Source organism: Janthinobacterium sp. 78, assembly GCF_003096775.1.
Classification (GTDB): Bacteria; Pseudomonadota; Gammaproteobacteria; order Burkholderiales; family Burkholderiaceae_D; genus Janthinobacterium; species Janthinobacterium tructae.
In genome coordinates this window covers 4131489-4155196 of the sequence record NZ_QENT01000001.1, presented here as the reverse complement: position 1 = coordinate 4155196, position 23708 = coordinate 4131489, and the positions used below count along the sequence as shown (strand labels likewise).

The window sequence follows — 23708 nt, the reverse complement described above, 5'->3', positions numbered from 1 at the left end:
GTGCCAGTTGCGGCCTTCCCCTGTGCCTGTGAGCTGCTTAAAACTCTTCCCAATCGCCGGCCGTCACGGCTTCCGTTTGCACCGCACGGGGTTTTGCCGGCGCGGCCTGGCGCTTGACGGTGCTGCTGGCCGCAGCCGGTACCAGGCGCTGCGGTTTTGCGCTGGCGCGTGCTGCTGCCGTCGTGCGCGCCGGTGCCGCCACCTGGCCGTCGTGCGTCTTGAAGATGCTCACGGTTTGCACCAGGTGGCTGGCCTGGTCGCGCAGCGATTCGGCCGCCGCCGCCGCTTCCTCCACCAGCGCCGCGTTTTGTTGCGTGACGCTATCCATCTGCGCCACCGCCTGATTGATCTGCTCGATGCCGGCGGACTGTTCCTGGCTGGCCATCGTGATCTCGGCGATGATATTGCTGACGCGGGCGACACTGTCGACTACCTCGGACATCGTCGTGCCCGCCTGCGCCGCCAGCCTGGCGCCCGCATCGACACGGCTGACGGAATCGTCGATCAGCGTCTTGATTTCCTTGGCCGCGCTGGCGCTGCGCTGGGCCAGGCCGCGCACTTCGGTCGCCACGACGGCGAAGCCGCGGCCCTGTTCGCCGGCACGCGCCGCTTCCACGGCGGCATTCAGGGCCAGAATATTGGTCTGGAAGGCGATGCCGTCGATGACGCTGATGATGTCGACAATCTTGCGCGACGATTCGCTGATCAGGTCCATGGTGCCCATCACTTGCCCCACCACGGCGCCGCCCTTGCTGGCGACATCCGATGCAGTTGTTGCCAGCACATTGGCTTCGCGGGCATTGTCCGCATTCTTGCGCACGGTGCTGGTCAGTTCTTCCATCGAGGAAGCGGTTTCTTCCAGTGAACTGGCTTGCTGTTCCGTGCGTGTGGAAAGATCGTTATTGCCGGTGGAAATTTCCGCAGCGGCCAGGGACACCGTGTCGGAATCCTGGCGCACGGAGGAGACTACCGAGGTCAGCGACACTTGCATGCGCTGCAGTGCCGACAGTACGCTGACGCTATCGTTCGCTGCAACATTGAGTTTTCCGGTCAGGTCGCCGCCGGCAAGCAGGCTGACGGCGTCGCACAGCTGGCGCGGTTCGGCACCGAGTGCCTTGAGCAAGTGGCGCGTGATGAGCCAGCCTGCCAGGGCCGCCAGCACGATGGACAGCAAGCTGGCGCCGATGAGGATGTTCCGGTTGAGCAGGTAATGCGCGTCGTCTTTCTGCAAGAGGAGGGCGGAGTGCTGGTCCGTCAGCGTGAAATATTCATCGGTGGCGGCGACGAGGGCGGCCAGCAGCGGACGGCATTCCTCGTTCATCTTGACGATGGCTTGTTCGGTTTTCTTTTGCAGCGCCAGGTCCACGATGGCCAGCGCCACGGGAGCATAGCGTTTTTCGATGCTGTCGATCTTGTTGATGATGGCGCGCACCTCGTCCGATACATCCGGCTGCTGTGCCAGCTGCAGCAGGTGCTGCATGTTCTTGGCGACATTCGCATGCGCCTGCATGATGTGTTGGCGTTCGACGTCCACGTCTTCCGGCTTGGTAAGCAGTACCAGGTTCCTGGCCGCCACGGCGCGCATGTCGATCGCGTCACGCACGCGGTGCGCCGTATTGGCACGTGCCGTGATGCCGTTGACATACTGCTCAAAGTCGGCGTTGGAGTTGGACAGACTCCGCACGGACAGGATCGAGATGCCGACAAGGAAAAAGACCAGCAGGCCGAAGGCCAGAGTCAGTTGCTTGCGAACAGTTAATTGATTCATGATGCCTCTCCCAGAATACGTTATGAAATTAGAAACGGTGCTCGCGTGGTGCCGGTAGCCATATAGTGTTGGCCAGTGGGCGCGCCTTGTGCAGTGCTTTTCTATCCAGAACACGGATTCGTGGTGTGAGGATTGCGTTACTTAAAAACTGATTTCAATAATTTATTTGTTTTATTTATTAAATTCATTGTTGCATAAAAAAATCAGTAAATCAATGAGATTTTCGTGCCCCAAAACAACTAATTAGCATGGACGGCCAATGCCTGGAGGCACTGGCCGGCGAGACGCTCAAGCGGCAAAGGGCTTGACGGTCGTTGGCTCTGGCGGTCCCTGCTCAGATGGGAAATGCGCCCGCGCCCGATACATTCAGGCAGGCGACTTTGTCGCTGGAAAAGTACTTGATTTGTCCCAGGCCGATGGCGTAGCACCCGTCGCTGAGTGGGGAAATGGGGCCGGTGAGTTTTTCGCCGCTGACCAGGGTCACCACCCAGGGCGTGGTGGCCGGTTTGCCCGCGTGGGCCAGTGCGTGTTGTACCAGGTCTGACATGCTGCCTCCGATGGAAATCAAAACCCGATGATAGCAGTGTAAGGTTTCGGATAGCCGCTGTTTGCCGATACGCCGGGCCTGCGCCTTACGCGTCGGCCAGCAGATTCCTGGGCAGCGCCACCGACACCAGTTTCCAGCGCCACAGGCCGTCGCGCGTCAGGGTCAGCTCGCCGATATGGCTCTTGCTATGGGCGCGCTGCACCACGACCTTGTCCCAGGCGGTGTAGCGCAGCTTGTAGTCGGGTTTGGCATTGCGCTTGCGGCCGCTGATGTCGCTGACCTTGGCGATCGGCTTTTCGTAGCGGTCATTGAGCTTCATCAAGGCGACGATGCCTTCAGGCATCAGCATGGTATCGAGCAAGGGGGCGATGACGTCGGGGCTGATGTCGTCGGCCACTTCCGGCGCCGAGAACAGGGCATGCAGTTGCTGCCCCAGGCTGCCGCGCAGCTGCGCCAGGTCGATTTGCGCAGCCAGGGCCTGGGTATCCTCGTCCATGGTTGCTGCGCGGATCTTGTTCATGGTGAAATACGGGCTGCCATAGAAGGCGCCGGCCAGCGCGACCAGTGCCACTAGAGCGAGAAGCAACATTCTTTTCATCGTGCAATCTCTCGGATGCCTGGCGACCCGGTGCGCCTGAAGTGCGAAGTAAGTCGCAATAAATTATTGTGATTTCTGACTTCCATAACCGGCGCTCTGCGGTGTTGCCCGCTGCTAGCAGTGCTCGCACTGCGTCGCAGCAGGCGCCTTGCAGAGCATCCGGTTCTGTTCGTCATAACTTCACAATAACTTCCCACGACCTACTTGGCATTCTACATAATATTTCCTAAAATCAATATGGTGGTTTAGGTAAGTGTTGTTTTAGATCAAGTTTCGTCAGAGTAATTCCGGCGGCAAGGTAATATCCGTCAATTTCCAATCCCAGATGCCATGCCGGCGCAGCAAAAACTGGCTGGCGGCGGGACCTGCGCCGCTGCGCCGCAGCACCACTTCATTCCACGAGCGGTACGCCATGCCGAAGTCGTGGCGCTTGCCATCCGCTCCCTGCTTGCCGTGCAAGATCAATACGGTGATGCCGGGCGGCGAGACGATGGTGTCGAGCATTTCCTTGAAATCCTCGTCATTGGCCGTTTCGCCGGCCACCCGCAACTGGCGCGCCACGCTGGCGCGCACGGCGGGCAGGTCGGCCTGCTGCGCCAGGTTTTCCAGGCGCACGGATTTCGCCGCGATGCTGATGCGGTACATGGCGATATAGGGGCTGACCCAGGTGAAGCCGATGGCGGCGACGCTAAAAATGATCGCGGTGGCGTACTTTCTTTTCATGGTCCGTGTTTTTGTATGAGCTGTGCCGCCGTGATTTTACCCGGCCAGGGGCGGTGGATGGTGTAGCATTCGTGCCGGCGTGGACCATCGCGCCGCATTATTGAGGACAACCATGAATATCACTATCAATCAGGTGCTGCAGTCGTATATCGACCCGCTCACCGCCAGCGAATACGCGGCGCTCGAACGCAGCCTGCTGGCCGAAGGCTGCCGCGACGCGCTGGTGCTGTGGAACGACGTGCTGATCGACGGGCATAACCGCTACGCCATCTGCCGCCAGCACGGCATCGAATTCAAGACCATCCAGAACACCAGCTTTACCTCGCTCGACGACGTCATGCTGTGGATGATCGACAATCACCTGGCGCGCCGCAGCGTGTCGGACTTCCAGCGCGGCGTGCTGGCCTTGCGCAAGAAGGAAATCGTCGCCGCGCGCAGCCCGGCGCCCGTCAGCGCGGCTGACGCGCCGGACGGCGAAAACGCGCCGAAACCCCCCATGAGCACGCGCGAAGAGGTGGCCAAGGCGGCGCGCTTGAGCAGCAACCAGATCAGTCAGATCGAAAAAATCCAGAAGGCGGCCGCGCCGGAACTGGTGGAAGCGGTCCGCTCGGGCACGATCTCCATCAATGCGGCGGCCACCGTGGCGTCGCTGCCGCCGGAAGAGCAGGTGGCGGCCGTCGCCGGTGGCAAGAAATTATTACGCCAGGCGGCCAAAGAAATCCGCGAACAGCGCGCCGCCACGCGCACGCCGCGCGAGCCGAAGGCGCCCCACGTGTCGCAAGATACGCCGGAAACGGGCAACGAGCCGTGGGCCGAGAATGCAGCCCAGGCGCCGTCCGAAGCGGAACGCCTGCGCGGCGAGATCGCCAGCCTGAAACAGAAGGTGGTGCAGCTGCAGGCGGAAAATACGGAGTTGAACCAGCGCATAGCAGCCTTGATCGACGCATCCTGACCCTGGAGTATTGCATGCCAGTCCGCCGTGCCTTGTTTGCCGCCATCGCCTGCGGAATCGTTGCCAGTGCTCCCGCGCTGGCAGCACCCGCCGCTTCTGTTGCTGACATGGCCCGCTGGCAGGCGCAGGCCGCCAACGTCAGCATCGCGCGCGACACCTGGGGCATTCCCCATGTGACGGGCAAGAGCGATGCGGATGCCGTCTTTGGCTTGATGTATGCGCAGGCCGAGGATGATTTCCCCCGCGTGGAGCTCAATTACATCAACGCCATGGGACGGCTGGCGGAAGTGGAGGGCGAACGGGAACTGTACCGCGACCTGCGCTCGCCGCACTTCCAGGACCAGGCGGCTATGTACGCGCGCGGTCAATTCAAGGAGGTGCTGTTTTATCCCGAGGACGTGGCCAGGCACCTGGAGCGCAGGTACCGGCCGGGGGAGTGAGGCAGCCCCACGGCAAGAGCAGGGGTCGTACCCTCAGGGTACGACCCCGGTAGTTCTGCTCTTGGGTTGATTTGAAAGATCAGATCGCATCGAGCGCCGTGCGCAAGTCATGCCGCAGGTCTTCGATGTCTTCGATGCCCACCGACAGGCGGATCAAGCCGTCGCCGATGCCCAGCTTGGCCCGCTGTTCGGGCGGGATGCTGGCATGCGTCATCAGGGCCGGGTGTTCGATCAGGCTTTCCACGCCGCCCAGGCTTTCGGCCAGGGCGAACACCTCGCAGCGCTCGAGGAAGCGGCGCGCGCCGGCCAGGTCCGTATCGAGGTCGATCGAGATGATGCCGCCGAAACCGTCCATCTGGCGCTGCGCCAGCGCGTGCTGCGGGTGCGAGGCCAGGCCCGGATAAAACACGGATTTCACTTCCTTTTGCTGCTCCAGCCACTGCGCCAGCACCAGCGCGCTTGCGCAATGGCGTTGCATGCGGATGGCCAGGGTCTTGATGCCGCGCAAGGCCAAAAAGCTGTCGAACGGGCCGGCAATCGCGCCCACCGAGTTTTGCAGGAAGCCCAGCTGCTCGCGCCATTCGGCCTGGCGTTCTTCCGCGCCGACGATGGCGATGCCGCCGATGATGTCCGAGTGGCCGTTCAGATACTTGGTGGTCGAGTGCACGACGATATCAAAACCGTGTTCCAGTGGGCGCTGCACCAGCGGGCTGGCGAAGGTGTTGTCGGCCACGGCGATGATGCCCCGTGCGCGGCAGATGTCGGCAATGGCCCGCAGGTCGGCCAGTTTCAGCATCGGGTTGGTGGGCGTTTCCACCCACACCATCTTCGTTTCCGGGCGCAGCGCGGCCAGCAGGTTTGCCGGATTGGTCAAATCCACATACGTAAATTCGTGGCCGGCTGAACGCCGGCGCACGCGCTCAAATAAACGGTAGGTGCCGCCGTACATGTCGTCGCCAGCGACGATATGGCTGCCCGCATCCAGCAGTTCCAGCACGGACGAGATGGCGGCCAGGCCCGAGGCGAACGCGAACGCCGCGCTGCCGCCTTCCAGGTCGGCCACGCAGCGTTCGAGCGCCCAGCGCGTGGGATTGTGCGAGCGGCCGTAGTCCAACCCCTTGTGCACGCCGGGGCTTTCCTGCACAAAGGTGGAGGTGGCGTAAATGGGCGGCATGATGGCGCCCGTCGACGGGTCGGGCGACTGGCCGGCGTGGATAACGCGCGTGGCGAGGCGGCTCTTGCGGGGAATTTGCTGGCTCAAGATAGTGTCCTGCGTAAGTGGTTGAGAAGGTCGAAGCGGGTGATCAGGCCATAAAAGGCGGTGTCGTCGGCGACGACGGCCGTCAAGCCCCGGTCCAGCGTGGCGCGCAGGGCAGGCAAGCCGCTTGAGGGCGCCAGCGTTTCGATCTGCGTCGTCATGGTGGTGCCCACCAGACCGGCGAAATGCGCGGCGTCGCTTGATACATGCAGCAGCAAGTCCGATTCGTCGAGGATGCCCACCAGCTGGCCGTTATCGATGACGGGCAGCTGCGCCAGGTCGCTGGCACGCATGCGGTTGAAGGCGGTGAGCAGGGTGTCGCCCGGCGCCACGCTGACGACGTCGCCCTCGTCGTAGCGGCGTCCGATCAGGTCGCGCAAGTCGCCGGAAAGGGCCCGCTGCAACAGGCCCTGGTCGCGCATCCAGCCGTCGTTGTAGACCTTCGACAGGTAACGCGTGCCCGTGTCGCACACGAACGTGACGACGCGCTTTGGCGTGGTCTGTTCGCGGCAGTATTTGAGGGCGGCGGCCAGCAGGGTACCGGTCGACGAGCCACCCAAGATGCCTTCGGCAAGCAGCAGCGCGCGCGCGGAATCAAAACTTTCCTGGTCCGTGATGGTGTAGGCCTGCGTGACGCTGTCCATGTCGGCGATAGCCGGAATAAAATCTTCGCCGATGCCTTCGACGGCCCACGAGCCGCTCGTGTCCGACACTTTGCCCGTGTCGATGTATTCAGTGAGGATGGAGCCCTGCGGGTCGGCCAGCACGAATTCGAGTTTCGGCTGCGCCTTGCGGAAGTAGCGCGTCAGGCCCGTCAGGGTACCGGACGAGCCGACGCCGACAACGATGGCGTCCACGTCATGCCCGCTTTGCTCCCAGATTTCGGGCGCCGTCGTCGTTTCGTGGGCCAGCGGATTGGCCAGATTGTTGAACTGGTCGGCGAAGAAGGCGCCCGGCAGTTCGCGCGCCAGGCGTGCCGCGTAATCCTGGTAATACTCGGGATGGCCCTTGCCCACATCCGAGCGCGTGGTGTGCACTTCCGCGCCCAGGGCTTTCAGGTGCAGCACTTTTTCCGTCGACATCTTGTCGGGCACGACGAGGATCACGCGGTAGCCCTTGATGCGGCCCACCAGGGCCAGGCCGATGCCGGTATTGCCGGCGGTGGCCTCGACGATGGTGCCGCCCGGCTGCAAGCGGCCGTCGGCTTCGGCCGCTTCGATGATGGACAGGCCGATGCGGTCCTTGATGGAACCGCCGGGGTTTTGCGATTCCAGTTTCAGGAACAGCTGGCACAGGCCCGTGTCGAGCCGGGTGACTTCGACCAGCGGGGTATTGCCGATCAGCTTGTATAGCGCTGGCGGCTGGGAGGGGGATGGCATTCGATCATTCATGGTGGCTCCTGTCAGAGAAACAGCCGCTCCGGATTGTGTCCCGAGCAGCCTTCCGTGCCGCGCAGTGTAGGCGGGTGGACGAGTGCGGCGAACGAATGTTTATATGCTTGCATATGCGCCCTGCGCATATCGGCGGCAAGGTGCGCGATGCGAGTATGCGCCGTTTTTCGCCCGCTTGCCGCGCCAATGGCAGGACCATTAAGCTGCCGCAAGTCCTCCATTGCGATTTATAATCACGCCTCGAAAAGGTGCTAAACAGTATCCAGAATAATCAGACAGACAGGGCAGGCGGCAGTGGCAAAACTTTATTTCCGGTATTCCGCGATGAACGCGGGCAAGTCGACAGCCTTGTTGCAAGTCGCGCACAACTATGAAGAGCAGGGCCAGCAGGTGCGCCTGTACACGGCCGCCATCGACAGCCGCTACGGTGTGGGCAGAGTCACCTCGCGCCTGGGTCCGCAGCGCCAGGTCGATATCTTCCATGCCGATACGAATTTCCTCGATGATATTCCCCAGGTCGCCTGTTTGCTGGTCGATGAGGCGCAATTTCTCAGCACGGCCCAGGTGCAGCAACTGCACCAGTTGGCGCAAGTGAAGGGCGTGCCCGTCATCTGCTATGGCTTGCGCACGGATTTCAAGGGCGAACCGTTCCCCGGCTCGGCCTATCTGCTGGCGCTGGCCGACGATATCGAGGAATTGAAGAATATTTGTACCTGCGGCAAGAAGGCCACGATGAACATCCGCGTGGATGAACAGGGCCACCGCATCAAGGAAGGTGAACAGATCAGTATTGGCGGCAACGAGAGTTACCGCCAGGCATGCGGGCGCTGTTTCTACTCCTAAACTTTACTCGGCGACGGGCATTCCCACATCGGCATCGTCCGCCAGCGCCAGATCGCCCCGCTCGAAGGCGGCCAGGATTTCATTCGCGCGCGCCACATCGTGTTCACGCACCATGACGCGGGCGCCGCCGATGGCGGCTGCCAGCAGCATGTCGGCCTGCATGTGCTGGTCGTCCGTCAGCAGCACGTCGATGCCGGCCGCTGCCAGGCAGCCGCGGATGACGTGCGCATCCGTGGGGATCATCAGCCGGGCTATTAAAACGTAGTCGTCGTGCATCGTGTCTCCTGGCAAGGTGGGTTCGTCCCCATCTTAGCACCCGGATTGCTCTTACAGCTTGAACACGCCCACCACCTGGTTCAGCTCATGCGCCTGCTCTTGCAGGGCGTCGGCGGCCGCGGCCGCTTCTTCCACCAGGGCCGCGTTCTGCTGGGTCACCTGGTCCATCTGGGCGATGGCCTGGTTGACTTGCTCGATGCCGCTGCGCTGCTCGTCGCTCGCCTGCGCGATCTCGGCCATGATGGTGCTCACTTGCTGTACGCTGGCCACCACGGTATCCATGGTGGCGCTGGCCTGGCTCACTTGCGCGTGGCCCAGGTCCACCGTGCTGGCGGACGCCTGGATCAAGTCCTTGATATCTTTTGCGGCGGCCGTCGAGCGCTGCGCCAGGGTGCGCACCTCGGTGGCGACGACGGCAAAGCCGCGTCCCTGCTCGCCGGCGCGGGCCGCTTCCACGGCCGCGTTCAAGGCCAGGATATTCGTCTGGAAGGCGATGCCGTCGATGACGCCGATGATGTCGGCGATCTTGTTTGAGGAGCTGCGGATGGCGTCCATGGTGCTGGCCACTTGCGCCACGGCCGCGCCGCCTTCGGCTGCCAGGGTCGACGAGTCGCGCGCCAGCCGGCTTGCCTGCTGGGCGTGATCGACGTTCTGGCGCACGGTGGAACTGAGTTCTTCCATCGAGGCGGCCGTCTCTTCCAGCGAACTGGCTTGCTGTTCCGTGCGGCTCGACAAATCCAGGTTGCCGCTGGCGATTTCACCGGACGCCGTGGCGATTTGCCCGGCGCTGCCGCGCACATTGCCGACCACTTGCGACAGGTTGTCGCTGATGCGGTTCATGGCGCGCAGCAGGCGGCCGATTTCGTCCAGGCTGGTTGTGTCGAGGTGCACCGTCAGGTCGCCGGCAGCGATTTGCGCGGCGGCCGTTTCGGCGGCAGCCAGCGGGCGCGAGACGAGGGTGCGCACCAGCCAGTACAGCAGCAGGGCGAAGACGAGCAGGGCGATGAAGCCGGAAATGGCCAGCTGCTTGCGCAGCTGGCGCGCCTCAAGCGTGATTTCGTCCGTGAACGTGCCACCCGCGATGATCCATTGCCACTCCTTGAATTGACGGTAATACAGCTGCTTTTCGCGCGCGCTGGCACGCGTTTCGCCCGGCGCCGTCCACGTATAGCGCATGGCGCCGTCTTTTTGCGCCAGCATGTCCTGGATGAACAGGCGGCCATCGCTGGCCTTGAAGTCGAGCGCGCTCTTGCCTTCGCTGTTCGGGTGCAGCACCAGGTGGCCGTAATTGGCGCCGGGCGCTGTGTCGACGATATAGATGTAGCCCGTCTGGCCGATCTTGACCTGGCGAATCTTCTCTTTCAGCATGGCCAGATTCTTGCTGATATCGAGACCGATGAACAGCACGCCCACCACCTTGCCGCCCGCATCGCGCACGGGATCGTACTGGGTGATGTATTGCTTGCCAAATAAGGTGGCCATGCCAACGAAGCGCTGGCCTGCGTGCAGCGGCGCATAGCTGGGGTGATTGTGGTCGAGCTGGGTACCGATGGCGCGTTCGCCATCCTGCTTTTTCAGCGAGGTGCTGATGCGCACGAATTCATCGCCGTTGGCGGCAAAGATGGTGGCGATCACGCCCGTCTGCGCCGTGTAGCGGTCGACCACGGCCGTGTCGAGGTTGAGCACCTTGCCGCCGTTGGCCAGCGCGGGCGTGGCCTTGCCGGCCACGGCCACCATGGCGCCCGCGTCGACCGTGAACGGGCCGGGAAATTCGGCCGCGAACAGGCGCGCGAAGCTGGCTGCCTCGTTGACCATGGCCGTGTGGAACACTTGCGTGGTCGTCATGACGCTATTGAGCTCGCTGGTGACGGCCGCTTCGGCGCGCTGTTCCAGTACGGTCGAGGTGCGGATGCTGATCAAGGTCGTCAGGCTGGCGAGGATCAGGCTGACGAGGGCAAACGTGAAGACGGTAATCTTGCCGCCGACACTCCAGTGGCGGGGGGAGAACGAAATTGTAGGCATAGTGTGAGTCTGGCAAAGGGTAATCAGCTCGGCCATTCCTGGTCATGACATGACACATGGGGAGGGGATCTGGTGGGGGATGCGCTTGAAGCGCAGGCGTGCCCGCTTGGGAGCTGCGCGCGTGCAAGCAAAATTTCAGGGCGCGATGATAGCATGTTGCTTGCCTTTTGTTACTAAGTGTTTCCCGCAGGAATCATTTTTTCGCATAAAAACATCATCTGCATCAAGGATTGTAAAGGTTGGCTATTGACTTTTTTGATTTCAATGGAGCGTGTTGATCTTCATCGCTGGCGGGGGATGTGATTTTTGTCACGAATGTTTCACTTTGTAATGAATGAGACGCGGCCTTTAATCCGCGTTTAAGCTTCCAGGAAGAAACTGATCTTCCATGGGAGACTGCCTGGCCGTATCCTGTAGAATAATATGCAGACCAGTCGTGTATTCCCCTTACTGTCTTGCTGGCTGGCGCATGCATAGCTGCGCTGCCTGGAATTGATTCAACTAATTTTCGGAGAAGCCGATGAAGAAGCAAATGATGCTGGTCACCCTGGTGCTTGCCCTGTCAGCCCACGCTGGCGCAGCCCAGACGGACAAGAGCGCCGCTCCTCCGCTCACCATGAAGCCGCTGGCCCAGCAAACGCAGGCCGCCCTGTGGGCATCGCGCGTCTTGACGCGCGTCCATTACAAGGCCATGCCGCTCGATGACGCCATGTCGGAGAAAATCTTCGACCGCTATTTCAAGTCCCTGGACGCGGAAAAACTGTTTTTCGTGCAGGCCGACATCGACCGTTTCGCCCCGCTGCGCACCAGGCTGGACGACGCCATCATCAATGAAGACCTGACGGCGCCGTTTGCCATCTACAACCTGTACCAGCAGCGTTTCGACGAGCGCATGGCATATGCGCGTGAATTACTCAAAACCAAGTTCGACTTTGCCGCCGACGAGAGCTACCAGATCGACCGCGAAAAGGCCGCCTGGCCGAAGAGCGAGGAGGAAGTGCGCGACCTGTGGCGCAAGCGTGTCAAGAACGACTGGCTGCGCCTGAAACTGGCGGGCAAGGAAGACAAGGCGATCCGCGAAACGCTGGACAAGCGCTATGAAAGCTACACCACCCGTGCGCGCAAGCTCAACAGCGAAGATGTGTTCCAGATCTTCATGAATGCTTATGCCATGTCGATCGAACCGCATACCAATTACCTGGGCCCGCGCGCCTCGGACAACTTCGACATCGCCATGCGCTTGTCGCTCGAAGGCATCGGCGCCGTGCTGCAGACGCGCGATGAATACACGGTGGTGCGCGAAGTCGTGCCGGGCAGCCCGGCCGGCTTGTCGGGCAAGCTGAAAGTGGGCGACCGCATCGTCGGCGTGGGGCAGGGCGAAAGCGGTCCCATCACCGAAGTACTGGGCATGCGCATCGACGACGTGGTGCAGCTGATCCGCGGTGCCAAGGATTCCGTGGTGCGCCTCGACATCCTGCCGGCCGACGCCGGCCCGGACGCCAAGCACGTGGTCTTGCCGCTGGTGCGCAAGAAAATCAGTATGGAAGAGCAGGCGGCGAAGAAATCGGTCATCGAAGTGCGTGACAACGGCGTCAAGCGCCGCATCGGCGTCATTTCCCTGCCGACCTTCTACCAGGATTTCGAAGCGCGCCGCCGTGGCGACAAGGATTTCAAGAGCGCCACGCGCGACGTCAGCCGTTTGCTGGCCGAGCTGAAGAAGGATAAGGTCGACAACGTCCTGATCGACTTGCGCAACAACGGCGGCGGTTCGCTGAACGAAGCCGTCGAACTGACGGGCCTGTTCATCGACAAGGGCCCGGTCGTGATGCAGCGCAATGCCGAAGGCAAGGTCGACGTGGAAAGCGATACGAATGCGGGTCTGGCCTGGGACGGTCCGATGGGCGTGCTGATCAACCGCGGCTCGGCATCGGCCTCCGAAATTTTCGCCGCCGCCGTGCAGGACTACGGCCGTGGCGTGATCATCGGCGAAGGCAGCTTCGGCAAGGGTACCGTACAAACCTTGTTCAACCTCGACCGTTTCGGCGGCAGCGAGAAAGCCCGTTTCGGCGAGCTGAAAATGACCATCGCGCAATTCTTCCGCATCAATGGCGGCACCACGCAGTTGCGCGGCGTCACCCCCGACATCAAGCTGCCAGCCATGTCGGACGCGGAAAACTTCGGCGAATCGAGCTATGACAATGCCTTGCCATGGGTGGCCATCAAGCCGGCGCCCTACATGCCGACGGGCGACCTGAAAGATATCGTGCCGCTGCTGGACAAGAAACATGAAGCGCGCGTGGCCAAGGACAAGGATTTCCAGTACTTGCTCGATGACATAGCCCTGGTCGTCAAGCAGCGCAAGGAAAACCAGATTTCGCTCAATGAAACCGTGCGCCGCAAGGAGCGCGATGCCCAGGAAGCGCGCGCCAAGGCGCGTGAAAAACGCCTGATCGCGCAAATTTCGAATCCTGCCGAAGATCTGGTGGTGATTCCTGATCCGAAAGACGTGCTGAAGGGCGCGAAAGCGGCCAGCAAGACGGCCAAGCAGATCGCCGCCGTGAAGGGCGCCTTGCGCACCGACGACGGCTTGCAGGGTGACGAGCGCGCCCTCAGCGCCGAACTGGACGCCGAAACGGCCGCCAAGAGCGCCAAGGACGTGCTGCTGAACGAAGCGGCGCGCATCCTGGCCGACGAAGTGGCGCTGATCAAGGCCGATACCCGCCTGGCATCGAAGGTCTTGCCGTATGCTGCCGATGTCAAGGCGACACCGGTGGCGGCGACATCGAAGTAATGAACGTGGAGTAAGGGGAGGGGAGAGTTATCTGTTTCGCGTATTTCTATCATTCCAACAATCAATTGGATTGATATGCCGCGATGCAGCATAATGCACTTGTCTCCTCTATTCTCCTCCAAGAAAATAGATTCAGCCCGCTCTTGTAGCGGGCTTTTTTTTGTCTCAGATTTTGTGCGTTGGAAGTTGCACGTCGGGCTGGGCGGCCAGCAAGGCCGTGAGCCAGCCGGCAAACGCCTGCAGCTTGGGCGTGGCCAGCCGCCCTTGTGGCGTCAGCAGCGACATGGGCATGGGCGTCGGCGGGTGGTCGGCCAGCACGGCGACCAGCGCGCCGCTGTCGAGGTGCTCGCGCACCTGGTACACGGCCGCCTGCGCCAGTCCCAGCCCCTGCAAGGCGCAGGCGACGCTGGCGTCGGCATCGTTGACGGCGATGGGGCCGGCCATCTGCACGCGCACGACCTCCTTGCCTTGTTGGAAATCCCAGTCGAAGGCGCGTCCCGTGCGGCCCGAGTAATGCATGATGCCGCTGTGTGTGGCCAGCTCCGCCAGGGTGTGCGGCGTGCCGTGGCGCGCCAGGTAAGCAGGGGACGCGCAGGTGACAAAGCGCATCAGGCCGACCTGTTTGCCGATGAAGGCGGAATCTTGCAAGGTGCCCACGCGCAAGGCGCAATCGATGCCTTCCTGCGTCAGGTCGACCAGGCGGTCCGTCAGGCTCAGCTGCAATTGCACGTCCGGCCAGGCGGCGTGGAAGTGCGCGATATGCGGCACGACCAGCCTGCGGCCCACCGTATTGGGCAAGTTGATGCGCAATAAGCCGCGCGGTTTTGTCGCGTCGGGGCCACGGAACGCCAGTTCCGCCGCGTCGACGGCTTTCAAAATATCGATGCAGTGGCGAAAGTACTCGGCCCCTTCCGGCGTCAGGGACAGGCGGCGCGTGGTTCTCTGCAGCAATTGCGTGCCCAGGTAGGCTTCCAGCTTTTGCAGGGTGGCCGTCAGCGCGGCGCGCGGCAAATTCAAGGTCTCGGCCGCCTTGGAAAAGCTGTTGGCTTCGACGATGCGCACGAAGGTCTGCATGGCCTTGATCTTGTCCATGGGATAGCTTCCATTGTTCATTTTATGTGAAAAGTGTAAGTAGATTATGCGCTAATTATCTTTGCCCCGGTTTTGCCTAGAATGGCAGCATCCCTATCGAACCGAGGAAACAACATGAACAAGGCCTCATCTATTGCTCCCCACGACATTGCGCCCGGCATGGTGCTGCTGCTGGCCGTCGCTTCCGGCCTGATCGTGGCCAACCTGTATTACGCGCAAACCCTCGTCGGGCCCATCAGCGCCTCGACGGGCCTGTCGGCCAAGGCGGCCGGGCTGATCGTCACGCTGACGCAAGTCGGTTATACCCTGGGCCTGCTGTTTGTCGTGCCGCTCGGTGATTTGCTGGAAAACCGCCGCCTGATCATCACGGCCCTGCTGGTGACGGCCACGGCCCTGGTGGTCGCGGCCATGAGCACGGGCGCCATCGTGTTCCTGGCCGCTGCGCTGGCCATCGGCCTCGGTTCCGTGGCGGCGCAAGTGATCGTGCCGTTTGCCGCCCACCTGTCGCAGGAAGCGACGCGGGGTCAGACGGTGGGCAAGGTCGTCAGCGGCTTGTTGTTGGGTATCATGCTGGCCCGTCCCGTGGCGTCATTGGTAGCCGCGCACGCCAGCTGGCACGTGGTGTTCGGCGGCGCCGCCGTGCTGATGCTGGCGCTGGCAGCAGTCCTGCGCCGCGCCTTGCCCGTGCGCCAGCCCGTGTCGAACATGAAATATCCGGCCCTGATGGCCTCGCTGTGGCATCTGCTGCTGGGCACGCCCGTGCTGCGCCGCCGCGCCGCCTACCATGCGGGCCTGTTTGGCGCCTTCAGCCTGTTCTGGACCGTCACGCCGCTGGTGTTGTCCAGCCCCGCGTTCGGCCTGTCGCAAACGGGCATCGCTATCTTTGCCCTGGTCGGCATGGCCGGCGCCATTGCCTCGCCCATCGCCGGCCGACTGGCCGATGCGGGCCACACCTTGCCGGCCACGGCTGCCGCGTTGGCGCTGGGCATCGTCGCGTTTGCCTTGCCGATGTTCGCGCCAACATCGAAGCACCTGGCGCTGGGCTTGCTGGTGGCGGCTTCCATCGTGCTCGACATGGGCGTGGCGGCGAATCTGGTGCTGGGCCAGCGCGCCATCTTCAGCCTGGGCGCGGAAGTGCGGGGCCGCTTGAATGGCCTGTATTTCGCGCTGTTCTTTGCCGGCGGCGCGGCAGGCTCGGCCATCGGTGCCTGGGTGTACGCCAGCTACGGCTGGCCAGCGACCTTGCTGACCGGCATGGCGTTTCCGGGCCTGGCCCTGCTGGTGTGGCTGGCAGAATTTTTACCGCTGGCCACGCGCCGCCCGGCTTGAAACCCTGATGCCCGCTCATTATCACTGGCAGTAATTTCTATCATCATGAATATAAAGTGGCGTGATATGCCGCGATGCCGCAAGATGCACTTGTCTCCTCTATCTCCTCCAAGGAAATAGATTCAGCCCGCTCCCGCAGCGGGCTTTTTTTTGTCTTTTCAGATTAAATCACCACCAGGTCGAGCGCGCGCATGAAGTTCGCCGCCTGCGCATGCGTGATGACGGCGCCTTTCAGCAAGGCCGCTTCGCTCAGTTTGAAACCGTCGATATCGGCGCCGCGCAAGTCGGCGCCCTGGAACTTCGCCAGTTTGATGGTGGCGTTGCGCAAGCTGCCCCCTTCGAAGACGGCGTCGCGGAAGTCGCAGCCGGCCAGGTAGGCATCGGAAAAATCCAGCTGTTTCAAGATGGCCTTGCGGAACGAGAAGCCGCGCAAATCGGCGCCCACCAGCAGGCTGTCTTCGAAGGTGAGGCCCAGGTGGGCCACTTCCTCGAAAGACGCCCCCGTCAGCTTGCAGCCGCGGTAGGTGACCGAGGCCAGCTTGGAACGGCGCCATTTGGTGTTGTTCAGGTCGCAGCCTTCGAACGTGGCGTCGACGGCGTCGACGGATTCGAAATCGGCGCTGCCGGCGCGGCAGCGGCGCCAGGTGCTGCGCGCCAGCTTGCTGGCGAACAAGCTGGTTTCGGCAAAGGTGCAGCGTTCAAACGTGCAGCCCTGCAGGTCGAGGCGCGACAGGTCTTCGCCATCGAAGGCGCAATCGATGAAGTGGTGCACTGCTTGCGCCAGTTGCTGCTCGATGCCGGCGCGGTCCAGGGTCATGCTGCTTGCTGCGGTGTCGTGTGTTGCCATCCGTCTCATTCCTAAAGTAAAAACGCAGGGGAGGGATGGCGCGGCGGGAAATGCACGAACCAGAACACCTCCCCGGCTGGTGGTACAGCCAAGGGTCAGCGCCGTGGGTCCGCGTGGGCGGGAGCATGCCGGACGGTGCCGGGCACTTACCGGGTTACCAACCGGTGCGCTCATTTTCGATCAGCCTGCATTGTAACGGCTTGACTGCGCCCTTGCCAGTGCTGGATAAACCGGGTTAGTATCGTTGCAGGCGCATGCATTGCGCCAACGTCGCTCGGACGGATCCGGGCGCTTACGTAAAGAGATATCATGACCGACAGCCAAGCTCCGCGCAGCTTTTCGCGCATCAATCGCCTTCCCCCCTACGTTTTCAATATCACCGCCGAGCTCAAGATGGCCGCGCGCCGCCGTGGCGAGGACATCATCGACATGTCGATGGGCAATCCCGATGGCGCCACGCCGGCCCACATCGTCGACAAGCTGATCGAAACGGTGAAACGCCCCGATACGCACGGCTATTCCGCGTCAAAAGGTATTCCGCGGCTGCGCCGCGCGATTGCGCACTGGTACAAGAAGCGCTACGCGGTCGACATCGACCCGGACAGCGAAGCCATCGTCACCATCGGCTCGAAAGAGGGCCTGGCGCATTTGATGCTGGCGACACTCGACCGTGGCGATACGGTGCTGGTGCCCAATCCCAGCTACCCGATCCACATCTGGGGCGCCGTGATCGCCGGCGCCGACATCCGTTCCGTGCGCATGGGGCCGGGCGTGGATTTCTTTGCCGAACTGGAACGGGCCATCCGCGAAAGCTATCCGAAACCGAAGATGATGGTGCTGGGTTTTCCGTCCAACCCCACGGCGCAGTGCGTGGAACTGGAGTTTTTCGAACGTGTCGTGGCGCTGGCGAAGCAGCACAATATTTTGGTGGTGCATGATCTGGCCTACGCCGACATCACCTTCGATGGCTGGAAGGCGCCGTCCATCATGCAGGTGCCCGGCGCGCGCGACGTGGCCGTGGAGTTCTTTACCATGTCGAAAAGCTACAACATGGCGGGCTGGCGCATCGGTTTCATGGTCGGCAACGCGGAACTGGTGTCGGCCCTGGCGCGCATCAAGAGCTATCACGACTACGGCAGTTTTACGCCCGTGCAAGTGGCGGCCATTGCGGCGCTGGAAGGCGATCAAAGCTGCGTGACGGAAATCTGCGCCCAGTACCAGCGCCGCCGCGACGTGCTGGTGAAAGGCTTGCATGAAGCGGGCTGGATGGTGGAAAAGCCGAAGGCGTCGATGTACATCTGGGCGCATATCCCCGAGGCTTACCGCCACCTGGGTTCGCTGGAGTTTGCCAAGCTGCTGCTGCAAAAAGCCAAGGTCAGCGTCTCGCCCGGCATCGGTTTCGGCGAGTACGGCGACGAATACGTGCGCTTCGCCCTGATCGAAAACGAGGCCCGCGTACGGCAGGCGTTGCGGGGCATTAAGAATATGTTGCGTTCCGGCGACGCAAAAACGGAAGCGACAGCATAGAAGTTGCCGCATGGAATTAACTGTTGCCCCTAATATCACTACAGCGTATTTCTGACATCACGAATATAAAGTGGTTTTATATGCTGCAACGCGGCATCATGCATCTGTCTCCTCTATCTTCCTCCAAGAAAATAGATTCAGCCCGCTCCCGTAGCGGGCTTTTTTTTGCCCGTCGCCATCACACAGTGCAGGTAGGCGATGCCGTCGTCCGTTTCAGCGGGGCGGGCGTGACCCGCGCAAGACGGCCAGACGCGTTCGAGCATGATTTCACATGAGTAGCATTCATGGATATATAAAATATTATCATTATTTTTAATGGATGGAACCTTCTATGATGTGTACATACTTCATAAGGAGCACCGTCATGACCGTCACGACACACAATCTGGGCTACCCGCGCATCGGCGCCAAACGCGAACTGAAATTCGCCCTGGAAGATTACTGGAAGGGCCAAAGCAGCCTGGACGCGCTGGAAGGCCAGGGCGCGGAGTTGCGCCAGCGCCACTGGAAGGAGCAGAACGCGCTGGACTTCGCGCCCGTCGGCGACTTTTCCTTCTACGACCAGGTGCTGGACCTGAGCTTTACTCTAGGTAACTTGCCGCAGCGCGTGCGCGGCCTGGAAGGCGTGGTGCTCGACAACTATTTTCGTGTGGCGCGTGGCCGTTCGGCCAGCGACAGCGATTGCAGCTGCGTCCACGCCGGTGAAATGACGAAATGGTTCGACACCAATTATCACTACATCGTGCCGGAATTTGCAGCCGACACGCAATTCAAGCTCGACAGCAGCCGCCTGTTGCAGCAACTGGCGCAAGCGCGCCAGCTCGGTGTAAAAGCCAAGCCCGTACTGATCGGCCCCGTCACCTACTTGTGGCTGGGCAAGGCCAAGGATGATTCCGACAAGCTGGCGCTGCTGCAAGGCTTGCTGCCCGTCTACGTGCAATTGCTGCAGGAACTGGCCGCGCAAGGCGTGGAATGGGTGCAGATCGACGAACCGATCCTCGTCACGGAACTGGGCAGTGAGTGGCGGCAAGCGCTGCTCACGGCCTACGAGGCCTTGAGCAAGGACAATCACGTCAAACTGCTGCTGGCCACGTATTTCGGCAAGCTGCAAGATAACCTGGAACTGGCGTGCAAGCTGCCCGTGCAAGGCTTGCACCTCGACGCCATCAATGCCCGCGATGAAGTGGGGCCAGTCATCGCGCAGTTGCCTGCCACCAGCGTCTTGTCGCTGGGTGTGGTGAATGGCCGCAATATCTGGAAGACGGACTTGAATGAGGTGCTGGCATGGCTGGAACCCGTGCATGCCCGCCTGCAAGGCCGTTTGTGGATCGCGCCGTCGTGCTCGCTGCTGCACGTGCCCGCCGACCTGGATAGCGAACAAAAGCTCGCTGCCGATATCCGCTCCTGGCTGGCCTTTGCTCGTCAAAAACTCGATGAAGTGCACACTATTGCCGGCGCCCTGAACCAGGGCCGCGCCTCCGTGCAGGCGGCGCTCGATGCCAATCATGCGGCCGTGCAAGCGCGCCGCCAGTCGCCACGCGTGCACAATCCGGAAGTGAAAGCGGCTGTGGCGCGCATCGATGCCACATTGGGCCGGCGCGCCAGCGGCTATGCCGAGCGTGCCGCCAAGCAAGCTGCGCTGCTGCAACTGCCGCTGTATCCGACGACAACCATCGGCTCCTTCCCGCAGACGGCACAAATCCGCCAGGCGCGCAGTCAGTTGCGCAGCGGCCAGCTGGACGAAGCCAGCTACAAAAAGCTGATGCAGGCGGAAATCGCCCATTGCGTCAAGGAGCAGGAAACCCTGGGCCTGGATGTCTTCGTGCACGGCGAAGCGGAACGCAATGACATGGTGGAATATTTCGGCGAACAGCTCGATGGCTACGCCTTCAGCCAGTTCGGCTGGGTGCAATCGTATGGTTCGCGTTGCGTGAAGCCGCCCATCCTGTTCGGCGACATCAGCCGCCCCCGTGCCATGACGGTCGAGTGGAGCACCTACGCCCAGTCGCTGACGGACAAGCCGATGAAAGGCATGCTGACGGGGCCCGTCACCATCCTGAACTGGTCCTTCGTGCGCGACGATCAGCCCCGCTCCGTATCGTGCTACCAGCTGGCGCTGGCCATGCGCGCCGAAGTGCTGGACCTGGAACAGGCCGGCATCCGCGTGATCCAGATCGACGAGGCGGCACTGCGCGAAGGCTTGCCACTACGCAAGTCGCAATGGGCCGAATACCTGCGCTGGGCCGTGGAATCGTTCCGCATCACGGCCAATGGCGTGGCTGACGCAACGCAAATCCACACGCACATGTGCTATTCGGAATTCAACGACATCATCGCGCAGATCGCCGACATGGATGCGGACGTCATCACGATCGAAACCTCGCGTTCCGACATGGAATTGCTGGACGCCTTCGATGACTTCAACTATCCGAACGACATCGGCCCCGGCGTCTACGACATTCACTCGCCCAACATTCCGAGTCAGGAACAGATGGTGAAACTGATGCGCAAGGCGGCCGAGCGTATTCCCGCGCAGCGCCTGTGGGTCAACCCCGATTGCGGCCTCAAAACGCGCGGCTGGAAAGAAGTCATTCCCGCGCTGGCGAACATGGTGGTGGCGGCAAAGACCTTGCGCGGCGATAACGCGGCCTGAGGCTGGCCGGGGGGAGAGGGCAGATATAGGGAATAGCTATTTCTATCATCACAACATGCAATTGGATAATGATGCTGCGATGCGGCATCATTGCACCTGTCTCCTCTACTTCCTCCAAGGAAATAGATTCAGCCCGCTCCCGCAGCGGGCTTTTTTTTGCTTCATCGCTTAAGATACCCTTGTTTTACCATACACATAAAAGAAGGGAAGTTGATGATTTCTTTGTTGCGCGCCGTGGGCATGCTCGCGCTGATGGCGCTCGGTGCCTGTTCGGCGGAAAAACACCCGTTCGACCGCCATCTGGCCCAGTTGCGTCCGGACACGCTCACAGCGTTGCCGGATATGGGGTGGCCAGCCGGCACGCTGCTGTGTCCGATGGGCCTTTATGAGAGCGAACTGAGCGATTCGGCGCCGCATGCAGATCGCGTTAACGCGTTCCTGAAGCAAAAGAAATTTCTCGGTGAGGAAGGCCGTTGGTCGCTCATCGTCGTCACACCGATGTCCGAAGGCGACGCCGGTATCGAGCAGCTGTTTTTCAAGCGTGCAGACTATGACGTGATTAATGATCCGCAACGCATCGCGCGCGATGTGCCGACAGTGCCACCGGGGTTTGCGCCGCAGGATTGCGTAACCGTAGAGCAAGCCCGCGTGCTGGTGACGCGTGAACCAGGATCGCATCGAAAACTCATTATTTTCGGAACGGTCTGACGAGATATTGATAAAGCATATTTCTATCATCACAACATGCAATTGGATAATGATGCTGCGATGCGGCATCATTCACCTGTCTCCTCTACTTCCTCACAGGAATTAGATTCAGCCCGCTCCCGTAGCGGGCTTTTTTTTGCCCATTTTTGACCGTATCAACGCGCGCACGCTTGCTTGTCATCATGGCCATCGTGTTGCTTTTGTGCATGCTAAACTGGGCTTTCTCCAGATCAAGGTTGTTTGATGCTTCAATTATTTCGCCACACGCTGGAGTCCACGCCGATCCTCGCCCTGTTTCTCGTCATCGGCGCCGGTTATGCGCTGGGGCGCATCAGCGTGTTCGGTTTTTCGCTGGGCGTGGGTGGCGTGCTGTTCGCGGGGCTGGCGCTGGGCGCCTTTGCTCCCGGGGCCGTACCGCCGCCGATGGTCGGCTCCATCGGCTTGCTGCTGTTTCTGTATGGCATAGGTGTGCAATATGGCGTGCAATTTTTCGCCGGCTTGCGCGGCGCGGGCCAGAAACACAATCTGATCGCCTTTGCCGCCGTCATGGGCGGCCTGGCCGTGTCCGTCTGGGGCGGGCAGTGGATCGATATCTCGCTGCGTATGGCCAGCGGCGTGTTTGCCGGCGCCATGACCAGCACGGCGGCCCTGCAGGCGGCGCTGGAAGCGTCGCACGGCAATGGCGACGCGGCCGTCGGCTATGCCGTCGCGTATCCGTTCGGCGTCGTCGGCCCCATGCTGGGCCTGTACCTGGCCGGGCGCATACTAAAACCCGTGCTGACGCCGCCGCCTGCGCCCATCGTCGTGTCGGAAATTACCATCGATGAAGCGAAATTGGCGGGCGCTGCCCTGTCCGAACTGGCCGATGGCCCGCTGGCGGGCGTGCAAGTGATCGGCGTTCGCCAGGGCCACCAGAACCGCTTGCCTGATCCGGGCCTGGTGCTCGGCGTGGGCGACGCGCTGATGGTGTCGGGCACGGTGGCAGGCGTGGAAGCGGCACGCACGGCGCTGGGCCACCTGGATCCGGGCCGCTTGATGAAGGACCGCAGCGCGTTCGACGGCACGGAAGTGTTCGTGTCGGACGCGGAAATCGTCGGCGTGCCGCTGGGCGAGCTGAACCTGGCAAAAGACTTCCCGCTGCAGATCGCGTTCATCCGCCGTGGCGACGCCATGATCTTGCCGCACCCGTTCCTGACGCTGGAATTCGGCGACAGGGTGATGGCCATTGCGCCAGCGAAACATGCGGCCGACGTGCGCAAACTGTTTGGCAATTCCATCACGGCCACGGCCGAATTCAGCTATGTCTCGCTGGGCATGGGCATGGTGCTGGGTGTGCTGCTGGGCCTGGTGCCGATCCCGTTGCCGTGGATAGGCTCGTTCAGCCTGGGCCTGGCTGGCGGGCCGCTGGTGATGGCGCTGATACTGGGGCGCCTGGGCAGAGTCGGCAAGATCAGCTGGCGCTTGCCCCTGTCGGCTAATCTGGTCATGCGCAACTATGGCTTGACGATTTTCCTCGCCTCCGTCGGCATGGCCTCCGGTTTGCCGTTCGTGCAGCAGGTGGGCGCCGATGGCTTGCCCATGCTGGTGCTCGGCGCCGTGACGGTGCTGGTGGTGGTGGCCCTCGTGGTGATTTTGGGCAAGATCTTCCTGCGCCTGCCGTTTCCTGAATTGCTGGGCATTGCGGCCGGCGCCACGGGCAACCCGGCCGTGCTGGTGTTCGCCAACCGCCTGGCCAAGTCGGACCGCCCGAACCTTGGCTACGCCATGATTTTCCCCAGCATGACCATCGTCAAGATCGTCGCCGTGCAGGTGTTGCTGCATTTGTATGGGTGATTGCGGTCAATGCCAGACATCGAAACAATGCATGAACCTGACTTCCTGAATGATGGCGATAGTTCTTCTGGACGTAGTCGATACAGCCAGGAGCGCCGTAGATACCTTCC

Annotated in this window: 19 protein-coding genes; 9 read left to right on the top strand and 10 right to left on the bottom strand. The window is 61.7% G+C overall.

Annotated features, from left to right (window positions below; genetic code table 11):
• Positions 1-37: 37 nt before the first annotated feature.
• The 4 genes from C8C92_RS27990 to C8C92_RS18210 all read right to left on the bottom strand — a co-directional run bounded on the left by C8C92_RS27990 (position 38) and on the right by C8C92_RS18210 (position 3636).
• The gene (locus tag C8C92_RS27990) at positions 38-1768 is read right to left on the bottom strand and encodes a methyl-accepting chemotaxis protein (RefSeq protein WP_116744863.1); all 1731 of its coding nucleotides are present in this window, start codon (positions 1766-1768) and stop codon (positions 38-40) included.
• Between the two features lie 334 nt (positions 1769-2102).
• A complete protein-coding gene (locus C8C92_RS18220) occupies positions 2103-2315 on the bottom strand; it encodes a hypothetical protein (protein ID WP_099763360.1) in 213 nt (70 codons plus the stop codon).
• Between the two features lie 85 nt (positions 2316-2400).
• Entirely contained in the window at positions 2401-2904 is a 504-nt protein-coding gene (locus C8C92_RS18215) for a DUF2939 domain-containing protein (protein WP_165829485.1), read from the bottom strand.
• 285 nt (positions 2905-3189) lie between these two features.
• Positions 3190-3636, bottom strand: coding sequence for a DUF2939 domain-containing protein (locus C8C92_RS18210; RefSeq protein ID WP_099763362.1), 447 nt, complete (start codon positions 3634-3636; stop codon positions 3190-3192).
• Positions 3637-3748: 112 nt separating this feature from the next.
• Between C8C92_RS18210 and C8C92_RS18205 the strand changes: the two genes are divergently transcribed.
• Both C8C92_RS18205 and C8C92_RS18200 read left to right on the top strand, forming a co-directional pair.
• Entirely contained in the window at positions 3749-4588 is an 840-nt protein-coding gene (locus tag C8C92_RS18205) for a hypothetical protein (RefSeq protein WP_116744861.1), read from the top strand.
• 14 nt (positions 4589-4602) lie between these two features.
• Complete coding sequence (locus C8C92_RS18200) at positions 4603-5028, top strand: penicillin acylase family protein (RefSeq protein WP_116744860.1); 426 nt, start codon at positions 4603-4605, stop codon at positions 5026-5028.
• Positions 5029-5107: 79 nt separating this feature from the next.
• Here the strand turns inward: C8C92_RS18200 and C8C92_RS18195 are convergent, their stop codons facing one another.
• Both C8C92_RS18195 and C8C92_RS18190 read right to left on the bottom strand, forming a co-directional pair.
• Positions 5108-6289 carry a PLP-dependent aspartate aminotransferase family protein gene (locus C8C92_RS18195; protein ID WP_116744859.1) on the bottom strand — a complete coding sequence of 394 codons (1182 nt, stop codon included), beginning with the start codon at positions 6287-6289 and terminating at the stop codon, positions 5108-5110.
• Positions 6286-7665 carry a cystathionine beta-synthase gene (locus tag C8C92_RS18190; RefSeq protein ID WP_116744858.1) on the bottom strand — a complete coding sequence of 460 codons (1380 nt, stop codon included), beginning with the start codon at positions 7663-7665 and terminating at the stop codon, positions 6286-6288. Before C8C92_RS18190 ends, C8C92_RS18195 begins: the two co-directional genes overlap by 4 nt.
• Before the next feature lie 306 nt (positions 7666-7971).
• On the opposite strand from C8C92_RS18190, the gene C8C92_RS18185 reads away from it, so the two are divergent.
• Positions 7972-8520 carry a thymidine kinase gene (locus C8C92_RS18185; protein WP_099763367.1) on the top strand — a complete coding sequence of 183 codons (549 nt, stop codon included), beginning with the start codon at positions 7972-7974 and terminating at the stop codon, positions 8518-8520.
• Between the two features lie 3 nt (positions 8521-8523).
• On the opposite strand, the gene C8C92_RS18180 is transcribed toward C8C92_RS18185, so the two are convergent.
• Complete coding sequence (locus C8C92_RS18180) at positions 8524-8796, bottom strand: DUF2007 domain-containing protein (protein ID WP_099763368.1); 273 nt, start codon at positions 8794-8796, stop codon at positions 8524-8526.
• Between the two features lie 51 nt (positions 8797-8847).
• On the bottom strand, positions 8848-10818 hold the full coding sequence (locus C8C92_RS18175) for a methyl-accepting chemotaxis protein (RefSeq protein ID WP_165829484.1): 1971 nt from the start codon (positions 10816-10818) through the stop codon (positions 8848-8850).
• Positions 10819-11338: 520 nt separating this feature from the next.
• Here C8C92_RS18175 and C8C92_RS18170 point away from each other — a divergent pair.
• Positions 11339-13609: a carboxy terminal-processing peptidase gene (locus C8C92_RS18170; RefSeq protein ID WP_116744857.1), complete on the top strand. Its 2271-nt coding sequence runs from the start codon at positions 11339-11341 to the stop codon at positions 13607-13609.
• A gap of 165 nt (positions 13610-13774) precedes the next feature.
• Here the strand turns inward: C8C92_RS18170 and C8C92_RS18165 are convergent, their stop codons facing one another.
• Entirely contained in the window at positions 13775-14701 is a 927-nt protein-coding gene (locus C8C92_RS18165) for a LysR family transcriptional regulator (RefSeq protein WP_116744856.1), read from the bottom strand.
• A gap of 114 nt (positions 14702-14815) precedes the next feature.
• Between C8C92_RS18165 and C8C92_RS18160 the strand changes: the two genes are divergently transcribed.
• A complete protein-coding gene (locus tag C8C92_RS18160) occupies positions 14816-16030 on the top strand; it encodes an MFS transporter (protein ID WP_116744855.1) in 1215 nt (404 codons plus the stop codon).
• Between the two features lie 163 nt (positions 16031-16193).
• Here C8C92_RS18160 and C8C92_RS18155 read toward each other — a convergent pair whose 3' ends face one another.
• Complete coding sequence (locus tag C8C92_RS18155; RefSeq protein ID WP_116744854.1) at positions 16194-16847, bottom strand: pentapeptide repeat-containing protein; 654 nt, start codon at positions 16845-16847, stop codon at positions 16194-16196.
• A 339-nt stretch (positions 16848-17186) separates the two neighbouring features.
• Here C8C92_RS18155 and alaC point away from each other — a divergent pair, with 339 nt between their 5' ends.
• The 4 genes from alaC to C8C92_RS18135 all read left to right on the top strand — a co-directional run bounded on the left by alaC (position 17187) and on the right by C8C92_RS18135 (position 23598).
• On the top strand, positions 17187-18404 hold the full coding sequence (gene alaC, locus C8C92_RS18150) for an alanine transaminase (protein ID WP_116744853.1): 1218 nt from the start codon (positions 17187-17189) through the stop codon (positions 18402-18404).
• Between the two features lie 364 nt (positions 18405-18768).
• Positions 18769-21057: a 5-methyltetrahydropteroyltriglutamate--homocysteine S-methyltransferase gene (gene metE / locus C8C92_RS18145; RefSeq protein ID WP_116744852.1), complete on the top strand. Its 2289-nt coding sequence runs from the start codon at positions 18769-18771 to the stop codon at positions 21055-21057.
• Between the two features lie 213 nt (positions 21058-21270).
• Positions 21271-21765 carry a hypothetical protein gene (locus C8C92_RS18140; RefSeq protein ID WP_116744851.1) on the top strand — a complete coding sequence of 165 codons (495 nt, stop codon included), beginning with the start codon at positions 21271-21273 and terminating at the stop codon, positions 21763-21765.
• A 243-nt stretch (positions 21766-22008) separates the two neighbouring features.
• The gene (locus C8C92_RS18135) at positions 22009-23598 is read left to right on the top strand and encodes a TrkA C-terminal domain-containing protein (RefSeq protein WP_071076735.1); all 1590 of its coding nucleotides are present in this window, start codon (positions 22009-22011) and stop codon (positions 23596-23598) included.
• Positions 23599-23708: the final 110 nt, after the last annotated feature.